A 17,278-nucleotide genomic window follows, 5' to 3' on the forward strand; every position below is an offset into this window, starting at 1 on the left:
CCGGTGCGAGCAGCTGAGCGGCCGGCCGACCCGGCCGGCACCGGATGGCCGTCCCGCCTGCACGTGGTGACCGGCAAGGGCGGCACGGGCAAGACGAGCGTGGCGGCCGCGCTGGCGCTCGCCCTGGCCGCCGGGGGCCGGCGCACCCTGCTGGTCGAGGTGGAGGGCCGGCAGGGCATCGCCCAGCTCTTCGGCGTCGATCCCCTCCCCTACACCGAGCGGCACCTCGCCGACGCCCCGGGCGGCGGCGAGGTGCGCGCCCTGGCGGTGGACGCCGAGGAGGCGTTGCTGGAGTACCTCGACATGTTCTACAAGCTCGGCGCGGCCGGCCGGGCGCTGCGCAAGCTCGGCGCGATCGACTTCGCCACCACCATCGCCCCCGGCCTGCGTGACGTGCTGCTCACCGGCAAGGTCAAGGAGGCCACCACCCGCACCGCCGGGCAACGCCGGGTGTACGACGCGGTGGTGCTGGACGCCCCGCCGACCGGCCGGATCGGCCGCTTCCTCAACGTCACCGCCGAGACCGCCCGGCTGGCGAAGGTCGGCCCGATCAAGACCCAGAGCGAGGGGGTCTCGGCGCTGCTGCGCTCCCCGATGACCGCGGTGCACGTGGTGACGCTGCTGGAGGAGATGCCGGTCCAGGAGACGGTGGACGCGATCACCGAGCTGACCCAGCTCGGCTTCCCGGTGGGTCGGGTGATCGTCAACGCCGCCCGCCCGCCGCTGGCCACCGGCCGGGAGGTGACCCGGGCGGAGCTGAAGCGGGGGCTGGCCGCCGCCGGCCTGCCCACCGACGCGGCGACCGTGGCCGGGCTGGCCGGCGAGGCCCGGGACCAGCGGGTACGCCGGGAGCTGGAGGATTCGCTGCGGACCGACCTGGCGGAGCTGGGGCGACCGGTGACCGAGCTGCCGTTGCTGCCCGACGGGGTGGACCCGGCGGGGCTGGCGGCGTTCGCCGAGCTGCTCCGCCGGGCGGATTGACGCGCAGCTCACGTCGGCCCGGGCGCACGGACCCCACCGGCCCGATACGCTCGATTGGTGCCTTCCGAAGACGCGGCGCCCGTGCTGGACGTCGACCAGATCCTCGCCGACCCCGGCGTGCGCATCGTGGTCTGCTGTGGCGCCGGTGGGGTCGGCAAGACGACCACCGCGGCGGCGCTGGCGCTGCGGGCGGCCGAGCGGCACGGCCGGCGCACGGTGGTGCTCACCATCGACCCGGCCCGCCGGTTGGCCCAGTCGCTCGGCCTGACCGAGCTGGACAACACCCCCCGCCGGGTCAAGGGGATCGACGTCGAGGCCGGTGGCGGTGAGCTGCACGCCATGATGCTGGACATGAAGCGCACCTTCGACGACGTGGTGCTCCAGCACACCGACCCGGCGAAGGCGGCAGAGATCTTCGCCAACCCGTTCTACCAGGCCATGAGCTCCACCTTCGCCGGCACCCAGGAGTACATGGCGATGGAGAAGCTGGGCCAGCTGCACGCCCGGGGCGAGTGGGACCTGATCGTGGTGGACACCCCGCCGTCCCGCTCCGCGCTGGACTTCCTCGACGCCCCGGCCCGGCTGTCCCGCTTCCTGGACGGCCGGATGCTGCGGTTGCTGCTCGCCCCGGCACGCAGCGGGGGCCGGAGCATGTTCAGCTTCGTCACCGCCAGCTTCGGGATGTTCTCCCGGGTCGTGCAGAAGGTGCTCGGGGCGCAGCTGTTGACCGATCTCTCCGGCTTCGTCGCCGCCCTCGACTCGATGTTCGGCGGGTTCCGGCAGCGGGCCGAGCAGACGTACCGGATCCTGCAGGCCGGGGAGACGGCGTTCCTGCTGGTGGCGACGCCGGAGCCGGACGCGGTCCGGGAGGCGGCCTACTTCGCCGGGCGGTTGGGTGAGGAGCGGATGCCGCTGGCCGGGCTGGTGCTCAACCGGGTGCACCGGCCGGCGGTGGCCCTGGGCGCGGTGCAGAGCCGGGCGGCGGCCGACCGGCTGGCCGACCTGGGCGGGCACGACGCCACGGTCGACGTGCTGCGCGCGCACGCCGCGCTGGCGCAGCAGGCGGTCCGCGAGGAGCAGGTCGCCCGGCGGTTCACCGAGGCGTTCCCGGCGGTGCCGACGGTGTCGGTCACGGCGCAGCCCGCCGACGTGCACGACGTCGACGGGCTACGGACGATCGGGGCGGCGATCAGCCACCCCTGACCTGCGGGCCGACCCACCCGGCCGGGCCCGCGCCGGGCGGACCGTGGTCCGGGCGGACCACGGTCGGGCGTCAGCCGGCGGCGGTGACCAGGATCTTGTCCTTGCCGGTGCGGTCCTTGGCGTTCTTCTTCATCGCCGCCTCGAACATCTTGCGCCAGCTCGCCACCTGCGGGTGCCGGCGCAGCAGGGCACGGCGTTCCCGCTCGGTCATGCCACCCCACACGCCGAACTCGATGCGGTTGTCGAGCGCGTCGGCCAGGCACTCGTAGCGCACCGGGCAGCTGCGGCAGATCCGCTTGGCCACGTTCTGCTCGGCGCCCTGTACGAACAACGCGTCCGGGTCCCCGTTCTGACACGCCGCCAGCGACGGCCAGTCAGTGATCATCCCCATCTGTACACGTCCCCCCTTGCAGTACCTACCGACCTCGTGCGACCAGCCGTCGTTCCCCCGGTCGTCCGGCCCGTTCCTTCCCCCAGGGGGCACGGACGACGTGTGGCTCGGGTCGCCGCCACCATCATGCTCTGTAGTCGCATGATTACGCAACGTTGTCGGCGAAATCCAGCATTACGGACAGTCCCGGCTTACCGGGCCTTCGATCGCCGCTTACCCCGCCGGAGTACGTGAAAACGCTGCGCGGGCTCCACCGATCGGTGGAGACTCGGCGCGGGTCACACGCAACCCCACACCGGGGGTCGTGCGTTTAGCACAACGAGGTCGGCGCGCGCAGGAAATGGGGAAAGAACGCCCCGGCGCCCCTCGTTCCCTACTCGCGTACCCTGTCGAGGTGACCTGGATGCGGAAACGTGACCACAATGTCTTCACCAACGCCGCATCGCTACTGATCTGCGGCCTGCTGGCCGGTGTGGTGGTGGCGGCGGCGGCCTTCCCCGCGGTGGCGATGTCCGGCCTGGCGGCGAAGGCCGGGGCCGAGACCTTCGGGGCGTTGCCCAAGGAGCTGACGGTGGCCCGCGCGCCACAGATCAGCTACCTGCTCGCCAGCGACGGCAAGACCCCGCTGGCGACCATGTACGACGAGAACCGGCGCGACGTCAAGCTCGCGGACATCTCCCCGTACATGCAGAAGGCGATCATCGCCGCCGAGGACCACGACTTCTACAAGCACAACGGCGTGGACATCAACGGCGTGGCCCGGGCGTTCGTCAACAACCAGTCCGGCACCAACTCCCAGCAGGGCGCCTCCACCCTGACCATGCAGTACGTCCGGCTGGCCATCGCCTACTCGGCCACCCACCCGGCCGACGTGGTCGCCGCGACCGAGGACACCAGCGCCCGCAAGCTCCGCGAGATGCGGCTGGCCCTCCAGGTCGACAAGGAGTTCTCGAAGGACGAGATCCTCACCCGCTACCTGAACCTCGCCTCCTTCGGCAACGGCGCGTACGGCGTGTTCGCCGCCAGCCAGGTGTACTTCGGCAAGTCGCCCAAGAACCTCAAGATCGAGGAGGCGGCGCTGCTGGCCGGCATGGTCAAGGCGCCCACCACCAACGACCCGACCACCCGCAGCGGCTACCCGCTCGCGCTCGACCGGCGTAACTACGTCATCGACAACATGGTCAAGACGAAGGCCATCACCCAGCAGGAGGCGGACGCCGCCAAGGCGGTCAAGCTGGCGGTGAAGGACAAGCGCACCCCGAACGGCTGCGTCGCCACCAACCAGAAGGACTGGGGCTTCTTCTGCGACTACTTCTACCGCTGGTGGCTCGGGCAGGAGACCTTCGGCTCCACCACGTACGACCGGGAGCGGCGGCTCAAGAGCGGTGGCTACACCATCACCACCACGCTCGACGTGCAGGCGCAGAACGGTGCCGACCGGGCCGTCCGCAAGAACCTCGGGGTGAACAGCAAGGCCGCCCGGATGGTCGCCGCGATCGAGCCGGGCACCGGCCGGGTACGCGCACTGTCGGTGAACCGGAACTTCAAGATCGATGACCCGAAGAAGCCGCAGAACAAGTACTCCAGCGACCCCAAGAAGGCCAAGAAGAAGATCCGGGGCAACTACCCCAACACGGTGAACCCGCTGCTCAGCGGCGGCCAGGGCATCACCGGCTACCAGGCCGGCTCGACGTTCAAGATGTTCACCCTCGTGGCCGCGCTGGAGAAGGGCATCCCGCTCGCCTACCAGATCAACTCGCCGCCGGTGTTCAAGTCGGAGTACATCGTCCAGCAGAACTCCCCGGCCGCCTGCTCGGGGACGCACTTCTACTGCCCCAAGAACGCCTCGGCGAGCATGGCCGGCGTGCACAACATGTGGACGGCGTTCGGCAGCTCGGTCAACACCTACTTCGTCCCGCTGGAGCAGCAGGTCGGCGCGGAGAACGTGATCAAGGCGGCGCAGAAGCTCGGCATCACCTTCCGCAGCAGCGACGACGCCCGCCGGGCCACCAAGGAGGGCGGCGCCAACCAGTGGGGCGCCTTCACCCTGGGTGTCTCCTCGACCACCCCGCTGGAGCTGGCCAACGCCTACGCCACCCTGGCGGCCGACGGGAAGTTCTGCGAGCCGATCCCGGTGCAGCAGATCAAGGACCCGGAGGGCAACAAGCTCGACGTCGCCAACCCGCGCTGCGAGCAACGGATCAGCACCGAGGTGGCCCGGGCCGCCGTGGACGCGGCCCGCTGCCCGGTCGGTGACCGGTCGTCGGTCTCCAAGTGTGTCGGGGCGACCGCCCGCAACGTCCGGGGCATCGTCGGCAAGCCGGTGGCCGGCAAGTCCGGCACCACCGACGGTGACAAGACCTCGGCCCTGGTGGCGATGACCAAGCAGTTCGCGGTCGCCGGCATCATGGCCGACCCGGACTGGCCGCAGACCAACCAGAAGATGGGGCACGACGAGACGCCGACCGGCATCAACCCGGCGGTCTACCAGACGCTGCGCGACGCCATGAAGGGCAAGCCCGGCATCGAGTTCACCCCACCCAACGGCAAGATCATCAATGGTGACCAGCGGTCCATCCCGAACGTGAAGTGCCAGTCGGTGGACAGCGCCCGGAGCAGGCTCAAGGACGCCGGCTTCTCCGTCGTCGTCTCCGACAACAAGATCGCCTCGGACTGCCCGGCCGGCTCCGTCGCCGGCACCAGCCCCGACGGCCGCACCATCAAGGGCGGCGTGGTCACCATCGAGGTGAGCAGCGGCGGCGGCAGCACCCCCAACCAGGCCGGTAACACGCCGGGTAACACCGGCAACACACCGGGCCGTCCACCCGGCAACAACTGACGCCTCTGTCGACGCCAGTGGGCGGGCACCCGGTCGGGTGCCCGCCCACTGGCGTCGAGGCTCTCGGAGCCCGATCAGGTGTAGATGGGATCGGCGGCCTTGTCGCACCGGTTGCCCACCGAGCGCCACGTCAGGCTCAGCCGGGTCTGCGGTCCATAGACGCCGTCTGCGGTGATGCCCTCCCGCTTCTGAGCGGAGACAAGGGCGGACTTGGTCGCCGGGCCGAAATCGTTGTCCACGGTGATGCCGGCGCCATAGCAGTATTTCAACGCCCGTTGCAGGGCACCGACAGCGCTGCTGTTGGCGCCCTGCGCCATTCCACAGCTCGTGCTCGACGCGGTGCTGCCGGTCGACGGCATGGCGATGGGATCGACCGTGCTGTAGGCACTGCTAGCCACGTTGACCGTGCGGGAACACGTGGCCTGGATGGAGATGTCGGCGGACGCCGCCGACGGCACGACGACGACGGCACCCATACACGTCGAAATGAATAGGGAAGCAACAGCCAACGGCTTCATAGTCACCTCAAGTGGTCGAGGCAACGAGGGTCATGTCCTCAAACCGGTGTCGAACACGCCCCCGTTGCATGTCAAGCCGGCCAAACGAGCCTTCCACGAATCAGCCGTCACCGCAACAGCCAATTGCAGGCACTCTCGGTAATCAAAATTGAATTGACAAACCGGTGACCGGGGAAACGACCAGAGTTGATATGGGTCAGAGGCCGAGCTGTCGGCGTACCTCGGCGGCGACGCGACCACCCTCGGCCCGGCCGGCCACCGCGGCCTGGGCCGCCTTCATCGCCGGGCCCATCTGGGACTTCTCGGTGAAGCCGCCCGCCGCGAGCGCCCCCGAGACCAGCTCCGTCAACTCCTGCTCGGAGAGCTGCTTCGGCAGGTAGCGGTCCAGCACCGCACCCTCGGCGGTCTCCTTGTCGGCCTGCTCGGCGCGACCGGCGTCGGCGAAGGCGGCAGCCGCCTCCCGGCGCTTCTTGGCCTCCTTGGTCAGCACCGCGAGCACCTCGTCGTCGGAGAGCTCGCGCTTGGCCTTGCCGGCGACCTCGGCGTTGCCGACGGCGGCCAGCGCCATCCGCAACGTGGAGGTGGTCAGCTCGTCGCGTGCCTTCAGAGCGGCGCGCATGTCTGCGGTCAGGCGGTCCTTCAGCGTGCTCATGGACGGTCAAACTACCCTGGTCGGCATGCGAAAGCGCACACTATTCGGCCTCGCCGCCGGGACCGTCGCCGCCGGAGCGGCCACCCTGGCGTACGCGTCCCTCGTCGAACGCAACATGTTCACCCTGCGCCGGTACGACGTGCCGATGCTGCCGGCCGACGCCGAGCCCCTGCGCGTGCTGCACCTGTCGGACCTGCACATGATGCCCGAGCAGCGGCGCAAGCAGCAGTGGGTGGCGTCGCTGGCCGCCCTCGACCCGGATCTGGTGGTGGTCACCGGGGACAACATGGCCCACCCCGACGCGGTGCCGGGGGTGCTGCGCGCCCTGCAACCACTGCTCGACTACCCGGGGGCCTTCGTCTTCGGCTCGAACGACTACACCGGGCCGGTCTGGAAGAACCCGTTCACCTACTTCCTGCCGAACCGGGAGTACGCCGAGGGCACCGCCCTGCCGTACGAGGAACTGCGGGACGTCCTCACCGGCGCCGGTTGGGCGGACCTCAACAACGCGCGCACCTCGGTCAAGGCCGGTGGCCGCCTGGTCGAGCTGGTCGGCGTGGACGACCCGCACATCGGGCAGGACGACTACCCGGCCGTGGCCGGCCCGGTCACCCCCGCCGCCGACCTGTCCATCGCGCTCGCCCACGCGCCGGAACCGGCCCTACTCGACGAGATGGCCGCCGACGGCTTCGGTCTGCTGCTGGCCGGGCACACCCACGGCGGGCAGGTCTGCGTCCCCGGCTACGGTGCGCTGGTCACCAACTGCGGGCTGCCCCGGTCGATGGCGAAGGGCCTGCACCGCTGGCCCGGCTCCGACTCCTGGCTGCACGTCTCCGCCGGCCTCGGCACCCACCCCACCGCCCCGGTCCGCTTCGCCTGCCCGCCCGAGGCCAGCATCCTCACCCTCACCCCCCGCTGATCCCCGCTCTGCTGCCCCCATGATCAGGTTGCCGTTCCGCGCAGTCCTGACGGCGTGTCGTCACCGTTCCGGCAATCTGATCATGGGGACAGGCAGGCCAGAGCCGGGTGCCGGGCTCCCCGTCGCCGGTGCCGGGGGTACCGAGTTTGATCGGCGGAGCGGGTGGGCTACTATTTCACCGCACGCCTCGGGGTGTGGCGCAGCTTGGTAGCGCGCTTCGTTCGGGACGAAGAGGTCGTCGGTTCGAATCCGGCCACCCCGACAGAGGTCAGAGGGCACATCCGATCCATGGATGTGCCCTCTAGTGCTTCTGTACAGCAGTGAAGTACAGCAGCAGTCAGCGCAGGCTCTCGCCCAGCCGCTTGAGGGCGTCGCGGGTGGCGTCCGAGGACGCCTGCGAATAGATCTCCATCGTGACCGACACCTCGGCGTGCCGGAGCACCTGCATGATGACGCGCGGGTGCACGTCCAAGTCGACGAGCAGCGTCGCGCAGGTACGCCGGGCGTCGTGCACGGTGATCTTCCGAACCCCGGCCCGGGCGCAGCGGGCATCCCAGGAACGGTTGAAGTTGCGCGGCTCGACCGGCGTTCCGTAGCGGGTGGTGAACAGCAGCCGGGAGCCCTGCCAGGCGATGCCCGCCTCATCACGGTCGTTCTTCCTCGCCTGCTGGCGGAGGTCGAGTGCCGCCGCGCAGATGTCCGGCAGCGGGAGGGTGGCGTCCGAGGTGTGCGTCTTGGTCTCGCGGTGCAGCAGTTGCCCGCCGACCCGCTGCAACTGCCAGCCGATCGAAAGCTCTCCCGCCGCCAGGTCGACGGCGTCCCCGGTGAGCCCGAGCACCTCACCCTTGCGCAGGCCGAGGACCAGGATCAGCACGTACGCGGCATACAACGGGTCGCGGTCGGCCCGCGCGGACTCCAGGAAGCGACGAGCCTCGTCGCTGGTCCACGCCCGGCCCCGACGGCGGCGGACCGGTGGGAGCTTGACCAGGGCGGCGGCGTTGCGGGTGACCAGTTCCTCGGTGGCGGCGTGGTTGAGCGCGGAGCGCAGCACGCCCCGGATGTCCTTGACCGTGCGGGCGGACGGCACGTCGCCGCAGCACCGGCCGAGCGCACAGCAGCGCCGTCTCAGTTCCGGGCGGCGGGCGTCCTTGCCCTGGGCGCAGCACTGGCAGGTGCGGGCCACCTCGTTGATCCAGGTCTGCACGTCGCGCACCTGGAGCCGGTCGAGCCGCTTCCCGCCGAGGCCGGGGATGACGTACAGCCGGAGGATCGTCTCGTAGGTGGCGCAGGTGAGCGGCGCGAGGTTGGGGCGCACGACCTCCCGATGCCAGTAGGTCAGGTAGTCGCCGAGGGTCGGCACCCGGGTGGCGACCGGCCCGGCCTTGGCCTGCTGGTGCAGCTTGATCCACTTGTCGTGGACGACCTCCCGGGTCGGGCCGTAGACGTACTTGCGGGTCCGCTTGCCGTCCGGCTTGGTGACCCAGACGTACGCGGCGAAGCCGTTGCGGTACGGGAAGATCGAGCCTTCGCCGTTGGCGCGTGCACGTCCCGGCATCAGGCGGCCTCCTGCCGCTCGACCTGCTCACGGATGTATTCGTCGACCCACTCGGGCAGGATCCGGCGGTACTTGCCGTCCTTGATCGAGCGCAGCTCGCCGGTGGCGATCTTCATCTTGACCTTGGACAGGCCGAAGCCGAGCAGGACGGCGACCTCGGCGGGTGAGTACCAGCGCGGGGTGAGTTCTCGGCTCATGCGGCGACCCCGCTCAGCCACGCTTCGTGGGCGAGTTCTTCCCGACCGATGCGTTGGCGTTCGCGGTATTGGGCGGCGGCGGTGTTGGCGAGCAGAGCATCCCCGTCGGTCAGCCAGCCGGAGCCGACGAAGGCCAGCGTGCCCACGGTGACCATGCCGGCGGTGTCGGCGGTGCCGGTGTGCTCGGTGCGGCGGTAGGCGGCGCGGGTGTCGCGGAGCAGGCCGAAGGTGACCGAGTAGCGGCGGGCTTTGGTGAGGAAGTGGCCGCCGTAGCCGAGCATGTGCGCCCAGCGGCGCAGCCCGGCGTAGGGGTTCGGTGTGGGGTCAAGGTCGCCTTGACGGTCTTCTGTCTTCCTGGCTGTCCGGGTGGTGTGGTGCCGGGTGGGGCGGCCGAGTCGCCAGCAGGCGTCGATGAGGCGGGCGAGGTGGTCGCCTTCCGGGTCGGCGTAGGCGTCGACGGTGTCCGGGGTGAGTCGGGTGGAGCAGTGGCCGGTGGCCTCGGTGGACTTCGTGGCGTACTTGGCGAGGTAGGCGGCCACCTTGGCGTCGGTCACGTCGCCGTCGCTGGTGCCGATGCGGCATACGTCGACCTGCTCGCCCCAGGCGATCGGCCAGCCCTGCGGGCGGTCGGGGTGCGGCGGGGTGGTGACGGTGATCTGTCGGGTGGCGGCGTGGACTGCGGCGTCGAGGTCGTCGACGGTGATGCCGACCGGTGGCGGGACCAGGGCGTGCCGGTCGTGGGGGTCGACGCCGTCGAGGCGCAGCAGGACGTGGAAGTGCACCGCGCCCCGGCGCTGCATCTCGGCGACCTTCCCGTGGGACACCCGCACCGGAGGCACCCGCCGGACCCGGCCGGACTCGGTGACGACCTGGACGTGGGGGATGCCGCGTCGGCGGCACACTGCGGTGAGGTGGCGTTCGATGGCCTGTTTCGTGCGTCGCCACAAGTCGCCCGAGGAGTGGTTCCAGACGGCCTGGTGGTCGTGGTCGTAGCAGTCCAGGCAGAGCGGTCGACCGAGCTGCGGATCGTCGGCGTCGTGGCGGGTGAAGCAGGCTGCGGGCCGCCCGTGCAGGCAGGTACCGGCGGTGCTCCGGGCGCGGCAGGGTGCCGGGCGGCAGTCGCAGCGCCGCCGGTTGGCGCAGGTGTGTCGGGGGATGTGCCGGTGGTGGACCGGGCCGAAGGACGGCGCGGTGAAGGTGGCGAAGACGACCGGATGGGCGCTGACGGTGGTGGGGATGGTCTTGCCGCCGGTCAGGCCGCAGCGGACGACCTGGAAGGCGTCACCGGCGTAGACCCAGGCGCAGTCGGGGCACTGGGCGGCACGGCGGTTGCCGCACGCCTTGTAGAGCGTCCGGTCGGGCAGCTCGCCTGTGTGCCGCTCGGCCAGGACCCGGCCGGTGCCGGGTTCGACGGTGGTGAGGGTGCCGGTCAGGCGGATCGGGCGGGTGCAGCCTCCGGCGGCGCGGGTGTGCTCCAGCCAGCCGAAGTAGTCCGGGGCGGCGGCGCGCTGCAGGGCCTGGGCGTCACGGCCGGCGGTGAGGGTGGACACGGTTCTCTCCTCAAGGGGTGGCAGGGGACGGGCGACGAACTGCCACCGGACGCCGGAGCGGTGTCCGTCGGTGGTGTTCGTGGTGTCTCCTGGCACCGCCGGAGAGGGCGGCTCACGCCGGAGGGCGGGTGCAGGCCATCGGCCTTGGACCGCCGTTGAGCTGGGTTCCTGAATCTTGGGTGATGCCGGAACGGGTGGGGCGCCTGGTCGTCGGCTACCGGCCGGTTGCCGCAGGCGATCCCCACCCGTCGAGGTGCGCGAATCCGAGGGCCATCGTGGACGGCGGGAAGGCCGTGCTGGGCCGCTCAGCGGATTCCGGACCGGCACAGTGGCCGGTGCGATCGAGAGCCGGCGGGACGTGACCCGCGTCAGCGGCAGGAAGGCCGCTCGGCAACTCCGAAGTCGAGTTCAGCGATCCGGCGGGAAGGCCGCGCTGACGTGCTCGACGAGGGCCAGAGTAGCACCGGGTACCGACACGTCAACCCGCCGTAAACCCGAAGGGCGGCCGGCTGCCGGCCGGTGTGGGAGGACTTTCTGTACGTCTATCAAGGCGGCCCTGAACGGGCCGCACGCGCCGCCGCCAGGGCGCGCGTCCGTCGCTCCGCTGGCGCTCCGACTCCGGCCACGCAACATGCCCGCCGGCTGGCGCGGAGGGCGGGGAGCCCAGGCCGCGACAGACGGGATGGCGGGGAGAGTGGTAGAGGTTGTCGCCGGCAGCCGGCCGCGCCGCGCCTGAGTAGCACGGCGCTGGGAAGGGCCTGCCGGGTCCGCGCGGCAAGCTCCAAGCGTGGGGGCGGTGGCCGCGCAAAGGCATGCCGGTCGTCGAGGATCCGGCTCACAGCCGCTCGGGGCAGGTCAACTGCTCACCTGGGAGGGGGAGGGTGGCCGCCGGTGGCCAGCTCCGATCCCAGGAGCCGGGTCCGTGCCGGGCGAGGTTGGGTCAACTACGCCACTGTGGCGGTGTCCACCGGGGGCGCGGTCCGTGACACGAAAGCCGACTCGGTCTGTTTCGGCAGGGGCCGTCCGTGCGTCAAGGCTTTCTTGACAGGACGGGCCGGACGGCGACCTGCCCTGAGCAGGGAGGCGACGGCGGAAAGGGTGGCAGCGGCGTTGCTAGGCGACGCGCAGGGAGAACCCCCGGACAAGATCACTGAACGACTTAAAGTACCGGGCGTGCGTTCGGCGGAGCTCATCCTCAGAGTCAGCGACAAGCACGACGATCTCTAGGTCCGAGTTGCCCTTATTTGAGCGCTCCAGGGCGAATCGCTGCCGCATCGCGGCTTCCTGGCTCGGGAACCGGTCCAGTCGCAGCACGTCACCCCTGGCCCGGTCATACACCATCAGAAAGTTACCCATGGGTACCTAGCTCCTCAACGATGTCCGCCACGTCCCCGAGGGCACCTCGGATCTGGTTGCGAGCCGACTCTAGAGCGTCCCGCGCCTGCTCTACATGGTGCCACAGGTCGACGGATGCTGGCTGCTCCGTGAACGAGAGCTGCAACTCCGCCTTGTCGATGACGTGCTGCGCTTCCTCGTACGTGGCGATGCCGACAGAGAGACGTTGCAGCAGCTCAACGAATCGCTCTCGCGTGATTGCCGCAGAGCGGAACAGGGATTTGTCGGGTTCGTCCGGTCCTAGTCCGTAGCGCAGACCCCGCCCCCATCGGTCCCCAAGACGCTCTGTGGCCTCAGCCCACATGTGTTGTAGCTCTGTTCGGACCTGCACTTCGACAGGAAGGCCTTCGAGAAAAACAACCACGTGCACTGCTCGGTATCCATGGCTTGGATTGGCGCGTCGGTCAATTTCTTTGGGCATCTTCGAGGCCAAGGGAGGAACAAACACGTTCAATATCTTGCGCACCGCGATTTCCTGCGCAAGAAGCCCGTCTCGCGCTTCGAAATCCCTCTTACACTCCGCACCTTCAATCCGAAATCCCTTCGGCAGAGTTACCGGTCGAACAAGTACGCGACTGCCAGCGAGGTCATGTACGCCCCGTATCGTCAGTCCCGGCGTGCGGCGTAGCTTGTCAATGAGAGTGCCTGTTGTCTTTACCCTGCCGGTCGCGGGGAGTTCCAAGGCAGAAAGACCATGTTGGGCGATCTCTAGCGCGCGTCCGTATCGGATGCGAACTTCTTCGAACATCTTCTCGTCATCATCACTGGCGGCGCCGTCAGCTAGACGCTTGCCCAGACGGTCGAACTGCGAGCCAGAGAGTGGCAGAAGCGTCACAGGGGCAAGATACCGCAAGTTATTACGAGGGGCTACGAAGTAGGTGGACGGGCTGTCTACAGGCCAGCGTGTTGTTGACAGCAACCGCGCGGCATGGCGGCACGCTTGGCTGGGGCTGGTACGGGACTAGGCCCCGAGGATGAGGCCATTCCGGGACGTGCGCGGACGAAGTGCGCAGAGCTTGCAAGCGAGGTGTCAGGCAGCGAGGCAGCAAGAGCGTTACGCAGGTCGACCCCGAACGTGAATGGACGACCTTCGCCACCTGCTCGTTGACGCGGGCTGGCACCGGTTGGCGGTGGCCGATAGATCGAGTCCCCCCGGCGGGGTTCCCCAGAGTTGGGGTAGGTCAGCGACCGACGCGGATGCGGTCGGCGGCGAACAGCTCGCGGGAGCCGTCGGCGCGGAAGATCACGATGACCGGGATGCCCTCGCCCATCTCCAGTTCGCGTCGCTCGGCCGGGGTGGGCATCCGGGCGGTAGCGGTATCGCCCCTGAGGAGAGCCACCGTCTCGGTCGGCTCGATAGCGCGGACGAACGTGCCGCGCGGTGGTTCCACGATGACGAGCCCTTCCGACCGGAGCAGTGCTACCGCTTGTCGGACGCTCGTGCGACTCAGCCCGTACTCCTGAGCCAACCGCAGCTCGCTGGGCAGTGAGGCCCCGGGCGCGAGGGCACCAGAGGTGATCCGGTCTCGCAGGAGGTCTGCGAGCTGCCGGAACACGGCGCGATCCGCACTCGGGTCGATCACGAAAGTGACGCTACGTGTTCAACAGTTCTACATCTTATTGTATCTACAGTCCTACGTCGTTACGGTGACATGAGCCGTGGCGTTGACCCCAGAGGCCGGCCCGGCACCCCGACCACCAGGACAACCGAGGGGAGAACCAGTGCCTCGCGTCTCGTACGAGGAGTACCTGACAGCCGTCGCGCTCACCCTGTCGAGACGACACCGACCTGTCTGGTCCTGGAAGCGATGGCGGACGGTCTGCCGATGCGGTAGCGAGCTGCCCTGCCACGCCACACACCGGATTCCGATCAGCCGAGACCACTGGCCCTCTGAACACAGCCAGGCCGAGGCCCCACCATCCGATCAACCGGCCACCCGGGAGACACCGCGATGACCACACACCTTCCGCTCACGCCGGGCTGGACCTGCGGCGGCTGCAATGCCGAATGGCCCTGTCCCACCCGTCGTCAGGAGTTGCGAGCGGAGTACGACCGCGCCCCGGTGTCGCTGGCCCTCTACCTGGCCGCCCAGTTCGTCGACGCCGCCCAGGACCTGGCCCATGTCCCCGCAGGCAACCTGCACTACCGATTCCTTGGCTGGATGCGATGAGCGTCCTCCGACTCGACGCAGGCAGCTCCGCGTCCGACGCCAGCAGTACAGCAGCGAAGTACAGCAACCGAGCCGACCACACCCGACCCAGCGCGACCCCGACAGGCCGCATGACCTCGGATGACACCCGATCCGACCGGCTCGCCGCCAGTTCGGGACGAAGAGGTCGTCGGTTCCGGCCACCCCGACAGAGGTAAGAGGGCACATCCAATCGGTGGATGTGCCCTCTGGTGCTTCTGTACAGCAGTGACGTACAAGCGGGTCCGGGCGGCTGCGCGGGGTCGACGTGGTGCTGGACGCGGTCGGCAGGCAAGGGCTGCGCGTGTGTTGCTGCGGCGGCGAGCCGGTGTCAGCCGGCAACCGCCGCGCGGACGAAGGCGGCGACCTCGCGCGACGTGCTGGTCTGCGACCAGGCGAGGACCAGGGTGGCCGGGTCGGCGTCCAGGACGGGGCGGCTGATCAGGCCCGGGGGCAGGTACTCGCCGACCGATTCCGGGACGACCGCGATCAGGCGGCCGAGCTGGATCAGGTGCAGCAGCTGGTTGCTGTCGGCGACCGGGTGGCCGGTGACGCCGGGTCGGGCTTCGGGCCAGCGGGGCATCGGCTCGCCGTGCAGGTCGGCCATCGTCACGGTGGCGCGTTCGGCGAGCCGGTGACTCTCGGGCAGCAGCACGACTTGGCCCTCTGTGTGCAGGTCGTCGCTGTCCAGGCCGGTCAGGTCGTTCTGCGGCCGGTGCAGCAGGGCGAGGTCGGCGCGGCCGTCGCGGACCATGGCGGCGCGTTCGCCGACCCGGAAGGCGAGGTCGACCGGGACGGCGCCGGGAGATGCCGCGTAGCGGTCGAGGATGGTGCGCAGCAGTCCGGCGTCGCCGCCGGGTTTGAGGGCCAGGGTGAGGTGCGGGGTGGTCTGGGCGGCTTTTCGGGTACGCCGGATCGCCGTCTCGACCGCGTTGAGCGCGCCGCGGGCCTCGGTGAGCAGCACCTCGCCGGGCGGGGTGAGGTGGACCGCGCGGCTGGTGCGTTCCAGCAGCGTGACGCCCATCCGGCGTTCGAGCAGGCGGATCGCTCGGGACAGGGGTGGCTGGGCGATGCCGAGGCGCTGTGCGGCGCGGCCGAAGTGGAGTTCCTCGGCGACCGCGACGAAGTAACGCAGTTCGCGCGTCTCGACGTCATCCATACCGCCAAGGTATCGCCACGGACCGGTTCGGTCCTGGTCCGCAGGCGCTGCCGGTGGTGGGCTCGGGGCATGAGTGGAGCACGCATCGCGCTGGTGACCGGGGCGAACAAGGGGATCGGGCGGGCCGTCGCGGAAGGCCTCGCCGAGTTGGGGATCACGGTGCTGGTCGGTGCCCGGGACCCGGAGCGGGGAGCTGAGGCGGCGGCGAGGATCGAGGGCGCGTCGGCGATCCGGCTGGACGTGACCGATCCGGCCGGGGTCGCCGCTGCCGCCGAGGAGATCGGGGCCCGGTTCGGTCGGCTGGACATCCTGGTCAACAACGCGGGGATCGGCGGTGACCTGGCGGCGCAGGCACCGGGGGCGGCCCGGCTGGACGGCATCCGGGAGGTGTTCGAGACGAACCTGTTCGGGGTGGTGACGGTGACCGAGGCGATGCTGCCGCTGCTGCGCCGCTCGGCCGGGGCACGGATCGTGAACGTGTCCAGTGGCACGTCGTCGATGGCGTGGATGACCGACGCGACCCATTATTTGAGCCGGATGCCGGCGTCGCTGGGTTATCCGGTGTCCAAGGCGGCGTTGAACATGCTGACCGTGCAGTATGCGAAGGCGCTGGCCGGGGACGGGATCCTGGTGAACGCGATCGCGCCGGGGGCGTGTGACACGGATTTCGCCAAGGGTTTGCCCTTTCAGCTGTCCCGGACGCCGGCCGAGGGCGCGGCGGTGGTGCTGCGGCTGGCCACGTTGGGGCGGGAGTGCCCCAGCGGCGGGTTCTTCGACGACGGCGGGAAGGTGCCGTGGTGAGACGGCCCAGCCGGGGCGGGGCACCGATCACCCACGAACCAGTATGACTGTCAGGCATGAATATGCCTGGGGGGCATGGAGCCCTCACCCGAAGACCGTCCCTCCGGGTCGACCACGACGCGCCCGCGTGGGGCGGGGAGTGGGAGGCGAGCGCGACGGTCCTAGAGTCGGTGGCCGGGAGACCGGGAAGGAGCCCGATGTCGATCCCCGATCCGGTCGTGCTCGCCCTGCCGTTCCGGGGCACCTGGCTGGTCCGCAACAGCCCCGCCCGACGGGTGCCCAGCCACGGCACCGACCTCTTCGCCACCACGTACGCGATCGATTTCGTGGCGGTGCGGGGGCGACGGACGGCGGCCGTCCGGGACTGGCGGACGCTGCTGGCGACCGAGCCGCCGCAGCGGTTCCTGGCCTTCGGGCGGCCGATCCTCGCCCCCGCCGCCGGGCGGGTGCTGGCGGTGCACGACGGGGAGGTCGACCACGAGGCCCGCCGGTCGCCGACGACGCTGCTGGGCTACGCGCTGACCCAGGCGGCCCGGGTCCGCCGGGGCGCGGGCGCCGTCGCCGGCAACCACGTGATCGTCGAGCTGGCCGGCGGCCGGGGGTACGTCCTGCTCGCCCACCTGCGCGCCGGGTCGGTCCGGGTGGCGGTGGGTGACCCGGTCGACGTCGGGCAGGAGTTGGGCGACTGCGGCAACTCGGGGAACTCCACCCAGCCGCACCTGCACCTACAGGTGATGGATGCCGCCGACCCGTACGCCGCCCGGGGTTTGCCGATGGCCTTCCGGCACTACCGGTCGTGGCGGCGGCCGGGTGACCCGCCGGTCGAGGTCGACCGGGGCGTCCCGGGCGAGGCTGCGGTGGTCGAGCCGGCGCGGTGACCACCCCGGGCGCGGGGGCTCCGCCGCCCGGCGCGACACGACGACCCGGTC

General features: G+C 70.2%; 16 protein-coding genes and 1 tRNA gene. 8 read left to right on the forward strand and 9 right to left on the reverse strand.

All coding sequences use genetic code 11. The annotated features are described in order from the left end of the window. Window positions 1-3: 3 nt before the first annotated feature. Window positions 4-981, forward strand: a complete 978-nt coding sequence (locus J7462_RS18075) for an ArsA-related P-loop ATPase (RefSeq protein WP_219465113.1) — start codon at window positions 4-6, stop codon at window positions 979-981. Between the two features lie 54 nt (window positions 982-1,035). Further along, the gene (locus tag J7462_RS18080) at window positions 1,036-2,184 is read left to right on the forward strand and encodes an ArsA-related P-loop ATPase (protein ID WP_219465114.1); all 1,149 of its coding nucleotides are present in this window, start codon (window positions 1,036-1,038) and stop codon (window positions 2,182-2,184) included. A gap of 70 nt (window positions 2,185-2,254) precedes the next feature. Here the strand turns inward: J7462_RS18080 and J7462_RS18085 are convergent, their stop codons facing one another. Next, window positions 2,255-2,575: a WhiB family transcriptional regulator gene (locus tag J7462_RS18085; RefSeq protein WP_208567702.1), complete on the reverse strand. Its 321-nt coding sequence runs from the start codon at window positions 2,573-2,575 to the stop codon at window positions 2,255-2,257. Between the two features lie 403 nt (window positions 2,576-2,978). Here J7462_RS18085 and J7462_RS18090 point away from each other — a divergent pair, with 403 nt between their 5' ends. Next, on the forward strand, window positions 2,979-5,414 hold the full coding sequence (locus tag J7462_RS18090; RefSeq protein WP_219465115.1) for a transglycosylase domain-containing protein: 2,436 nt from the start codon (window positions 2,979-2,981) through the stop codon (window positions 5,412-5,414). A 74-nt stretch (window positions 5,415-5,488) separates the two neighbouring features. Here the strand turns inward: J7462_RS18090 and J7462_RS18095 are convergent, their stop codons facing one another. Then, complete coding sequence (locus J7462_RS18095) at window positions 5,489-5,890, reverse strand: peptidoglycan-binding protein (RefSeq protein ID WP_219465116.1); 402 nt, start codon at window positions 5,888-5,890, stop codon at window positions 5,489-5,491. 238 nt (window positions 5,891-6,128) lie between these two features. Then, the gene (locus J7462_RS18100; RefSeq protein WP_088643824.1) at window positions 6,129-6,584 is read right to left on the reverse strand and encodes a GatB/YqeY domain-containing protein; all 456 of its coding nucleotides are present in this window, start codon (window positions 6,582-6,584) and stop codon (window positions 6,129-6,131) included. 25 nt (window positions 6,585-6,609) lie between these two features. Here J7462_RS18100 and J7462_RS18105 point away from each other — a divergent pair, with 25 nt between their 5' ends. After that, window positions 6,610-7,503, forward strand: coding sequence for a metallophosphoesterase (locus tag J7462_RS18105; protein WP_219465117.1), 894 nt, complete (start codon window positions 6,610-6,612; stop codon window positions 7,501-7,503). Between the two features lie 188 nt (window positions 7,504-7,691). After that, a tRNA-Pro gene (locus J7462_RS18110) sits at window positions 7,692-7,765 on the forward strand. 75 nt (window positions 7,766-7,840) lie between these two features. Here J7462_RS18110 and J7462_RS18115 read toward each other — a convergent pair. From J7462_RS18115 to J7462_RS18135, 5 genes are all read right to left on the reverse strand, one after another. Next, complete coding sequence (locus tag J7462_RS18115; protein WP_219465118.1) at window positions 7,841-9,058, reverse strand: site-specific integrase; 1,218 nt, start codon at window positions 9,056-9,058, stop codon at window positions 7,841-7,843. Beyond that, window positions 9,058-9,255 carry an excisionase family DNA-binding protein gene (locus tag J7462_RS18120; protein WP_219465119.1) on the reverse strand — a complete coding sequence of 66 codons (198 nt, stop codon included), beginning with the start codon at window positions 9,253-9,255 and terminating at the stop codon, window positions 9,058-9,060. Before J7462_RS18120 ends, J7462_RS18115 begins: the two co-directional genes overlap by 1 nt. Further along, entirely contained in the window at window positions 9,252-10,805 is a 1,554-nt protein-coding gene (locus J7462_RS18125) for a replication initiator (protein WP_219465120.1), read from the reverse strand. The genes J7462_RS18120 and J7462_RS18125 overlap by 4 nt, the downstream gene beginning before the upstream one ends. Before the next feature lie 1,348 nt (window positions 10,806-12,153). Further along, window positions 12,154-13,035, reverse strand: a complete 882-nt coding sequence (locus J7462_RS18130; protein WP_219465121.1) for a hypothetical protein — start codon at window positions 13,033-13,035, stop codon at window positions 12,154-12,156. Between the two features lie 346 nt (window positions 13,036-13,381). Continuing rightward, window positions 13,382-13,783 (reverse strand): winged helix-turn-helix domain-containing protein, encoded by a 402-nt coding sequence (locus tag J7462_RS18135; RefSeq protein WP_219465122.1) that lies wholly within the window; start codon window positions 13,781-13,783, stop codon window positions 13,382-13,384. 369 nt (window positions 13,784-14,152) lie between these two features. On the opposite strand from J7462_RS18135, the gene J7462_RS18140 reads away from it, so the two are divergent. Further along, a complete protein-coding gene (locus tag J7462_RS18140; protein WP_219465123.1) occupies window positions 14,153-14,371 on the forward strand; it encodes a flavin reductase in 219 nt (72 codons plus the stop codon). Between the two features lie 349 nt (window positions 14,372-14,720). On the opposite strand, the gene J7462_RS18145 is transcribed toward J7462_RS18140, so the two are convergent. Beyond that, window positions 14,721-15,548, reverse strand: coding sequence for a LysR family transcriptional regulator (locus tag J7462_RS18145; protein ID WP_219465124.1), 828 nt, complete (start codon window positions 15,546-15,548; stop codon window positions 14,721-14,723). Window positions 15,549-15,617: 69 nt separating this feature from the next. On the opposite strand from J7462_RS18145, the gene J7462_RS18150 reads away from it, so the two are divergent. After that, complete coding sequence (locus J7462_RS18150) at window positions 15,618-16,349, forward strand: SDR family oxidoreductase (protein WP_219465125.1); 732 nt, start codon at window positions 15,618-15,620, stop codon at window positions 16,347-16,349. A 197-nt stretch (window positions 16,350-16,546) separates the two neighbouring features. Beyond that, window positions 16,547-17,227, forward strand: a complete 681-nt coding sequence (locus J7462_RS18155; protein ID WP_219465126.1) for a M23 family metallopeptidase — start codon at window positions 16,547-16,549, stop codon at window positions 17,225-17,227. Window positions 17,228-17,278: the final 51 nt, after the last annotated feature.

The organism is Micromonospora sp. RL09-050-HVF-A (assembly GCF_019374995.1).
Classification (GTDB): Bacteria; Actinomycetota; Actinomycetes; order Mycobacteriales; family Micromonosporaceae; genus Micromonospora; species Micromonospora antibiotica.

Coding starts and splice junctions, on each gene's coding strand:
- J7462_RS18085 (WP_208567702.1), bottom strand. CDS start 2,575: ATGGGGATGATCACTGACTGGCCGTCGCTGGCGGCGTGTCAGAACGGG.
- J7462_RS18090 (WP_219465115.1), top strand. CDS start 2,979: ATGCGGAAACGTGACCACAATGTCTTCACCAACGCCGCATCGCTACTG.
- J7462_RS18095 (WP_219465116.1), bottom strand. CDS start 5,890: ATGGGTGCCGTCGTCGTCGTGCCGTCGGCGGCGTCCGCCGACATCTCC.
- J7462_RS18100 (WP_088643824.1), bottom strand. CDS start 6,584: ATGAGCACGCTGAAGGACCGCCTGACCGCAGACATGCGCGCCGCTCTG.
- J7462_RS18105 (WP_219465117.1), top strand. CDS start 6,610: ATGCGAAAGCGCACACTATTCGGCCTCGCCGCCGGGACCGTCGCCGCC.
- J7462_RS18115 (WP_219465118.1), bottom strand. CDS start 9,058: ATGCCGGGACGTGCACGCGCCAACGGCGAAGGCTCGATCTTCCCGTAC.
- J7462_RS18120 (WP_219465119.1), bottom strand. CDS start 9,255: ATGAGCCGAGAACTCACCCCGCGCTGGTACTCACCCGCCGAGGTCGCC.
- J7462_RS18140 (WP_219465123.1), top strand. CDS start 14,153: ATGACCACACACCTTCCGCTCACGCCGGGCTGGACCTGCGGCGGCTGC.
- J7462_RS18145 (WP_219465124.1), bottom strand. CDS start 15,548: ATGGATGACGTCGAGACGCGCGAACTGCGTTACTTCGTCGCGGTCGCC.
- J7462_RS18150 (WP_219465125.1), top strand. CDS start 15,618: ATGAGTGGAGCACGCATCGCGCTGGTGACCGGGGCGAACAAGGGGATC.
- J7462_RS18155 (WP_219465126.1), top strand. CDS start 16,547: ATGTCGATCCCCGATCCGGTCGTGCTCGCCCTGCCGTTCCGGGGCACC.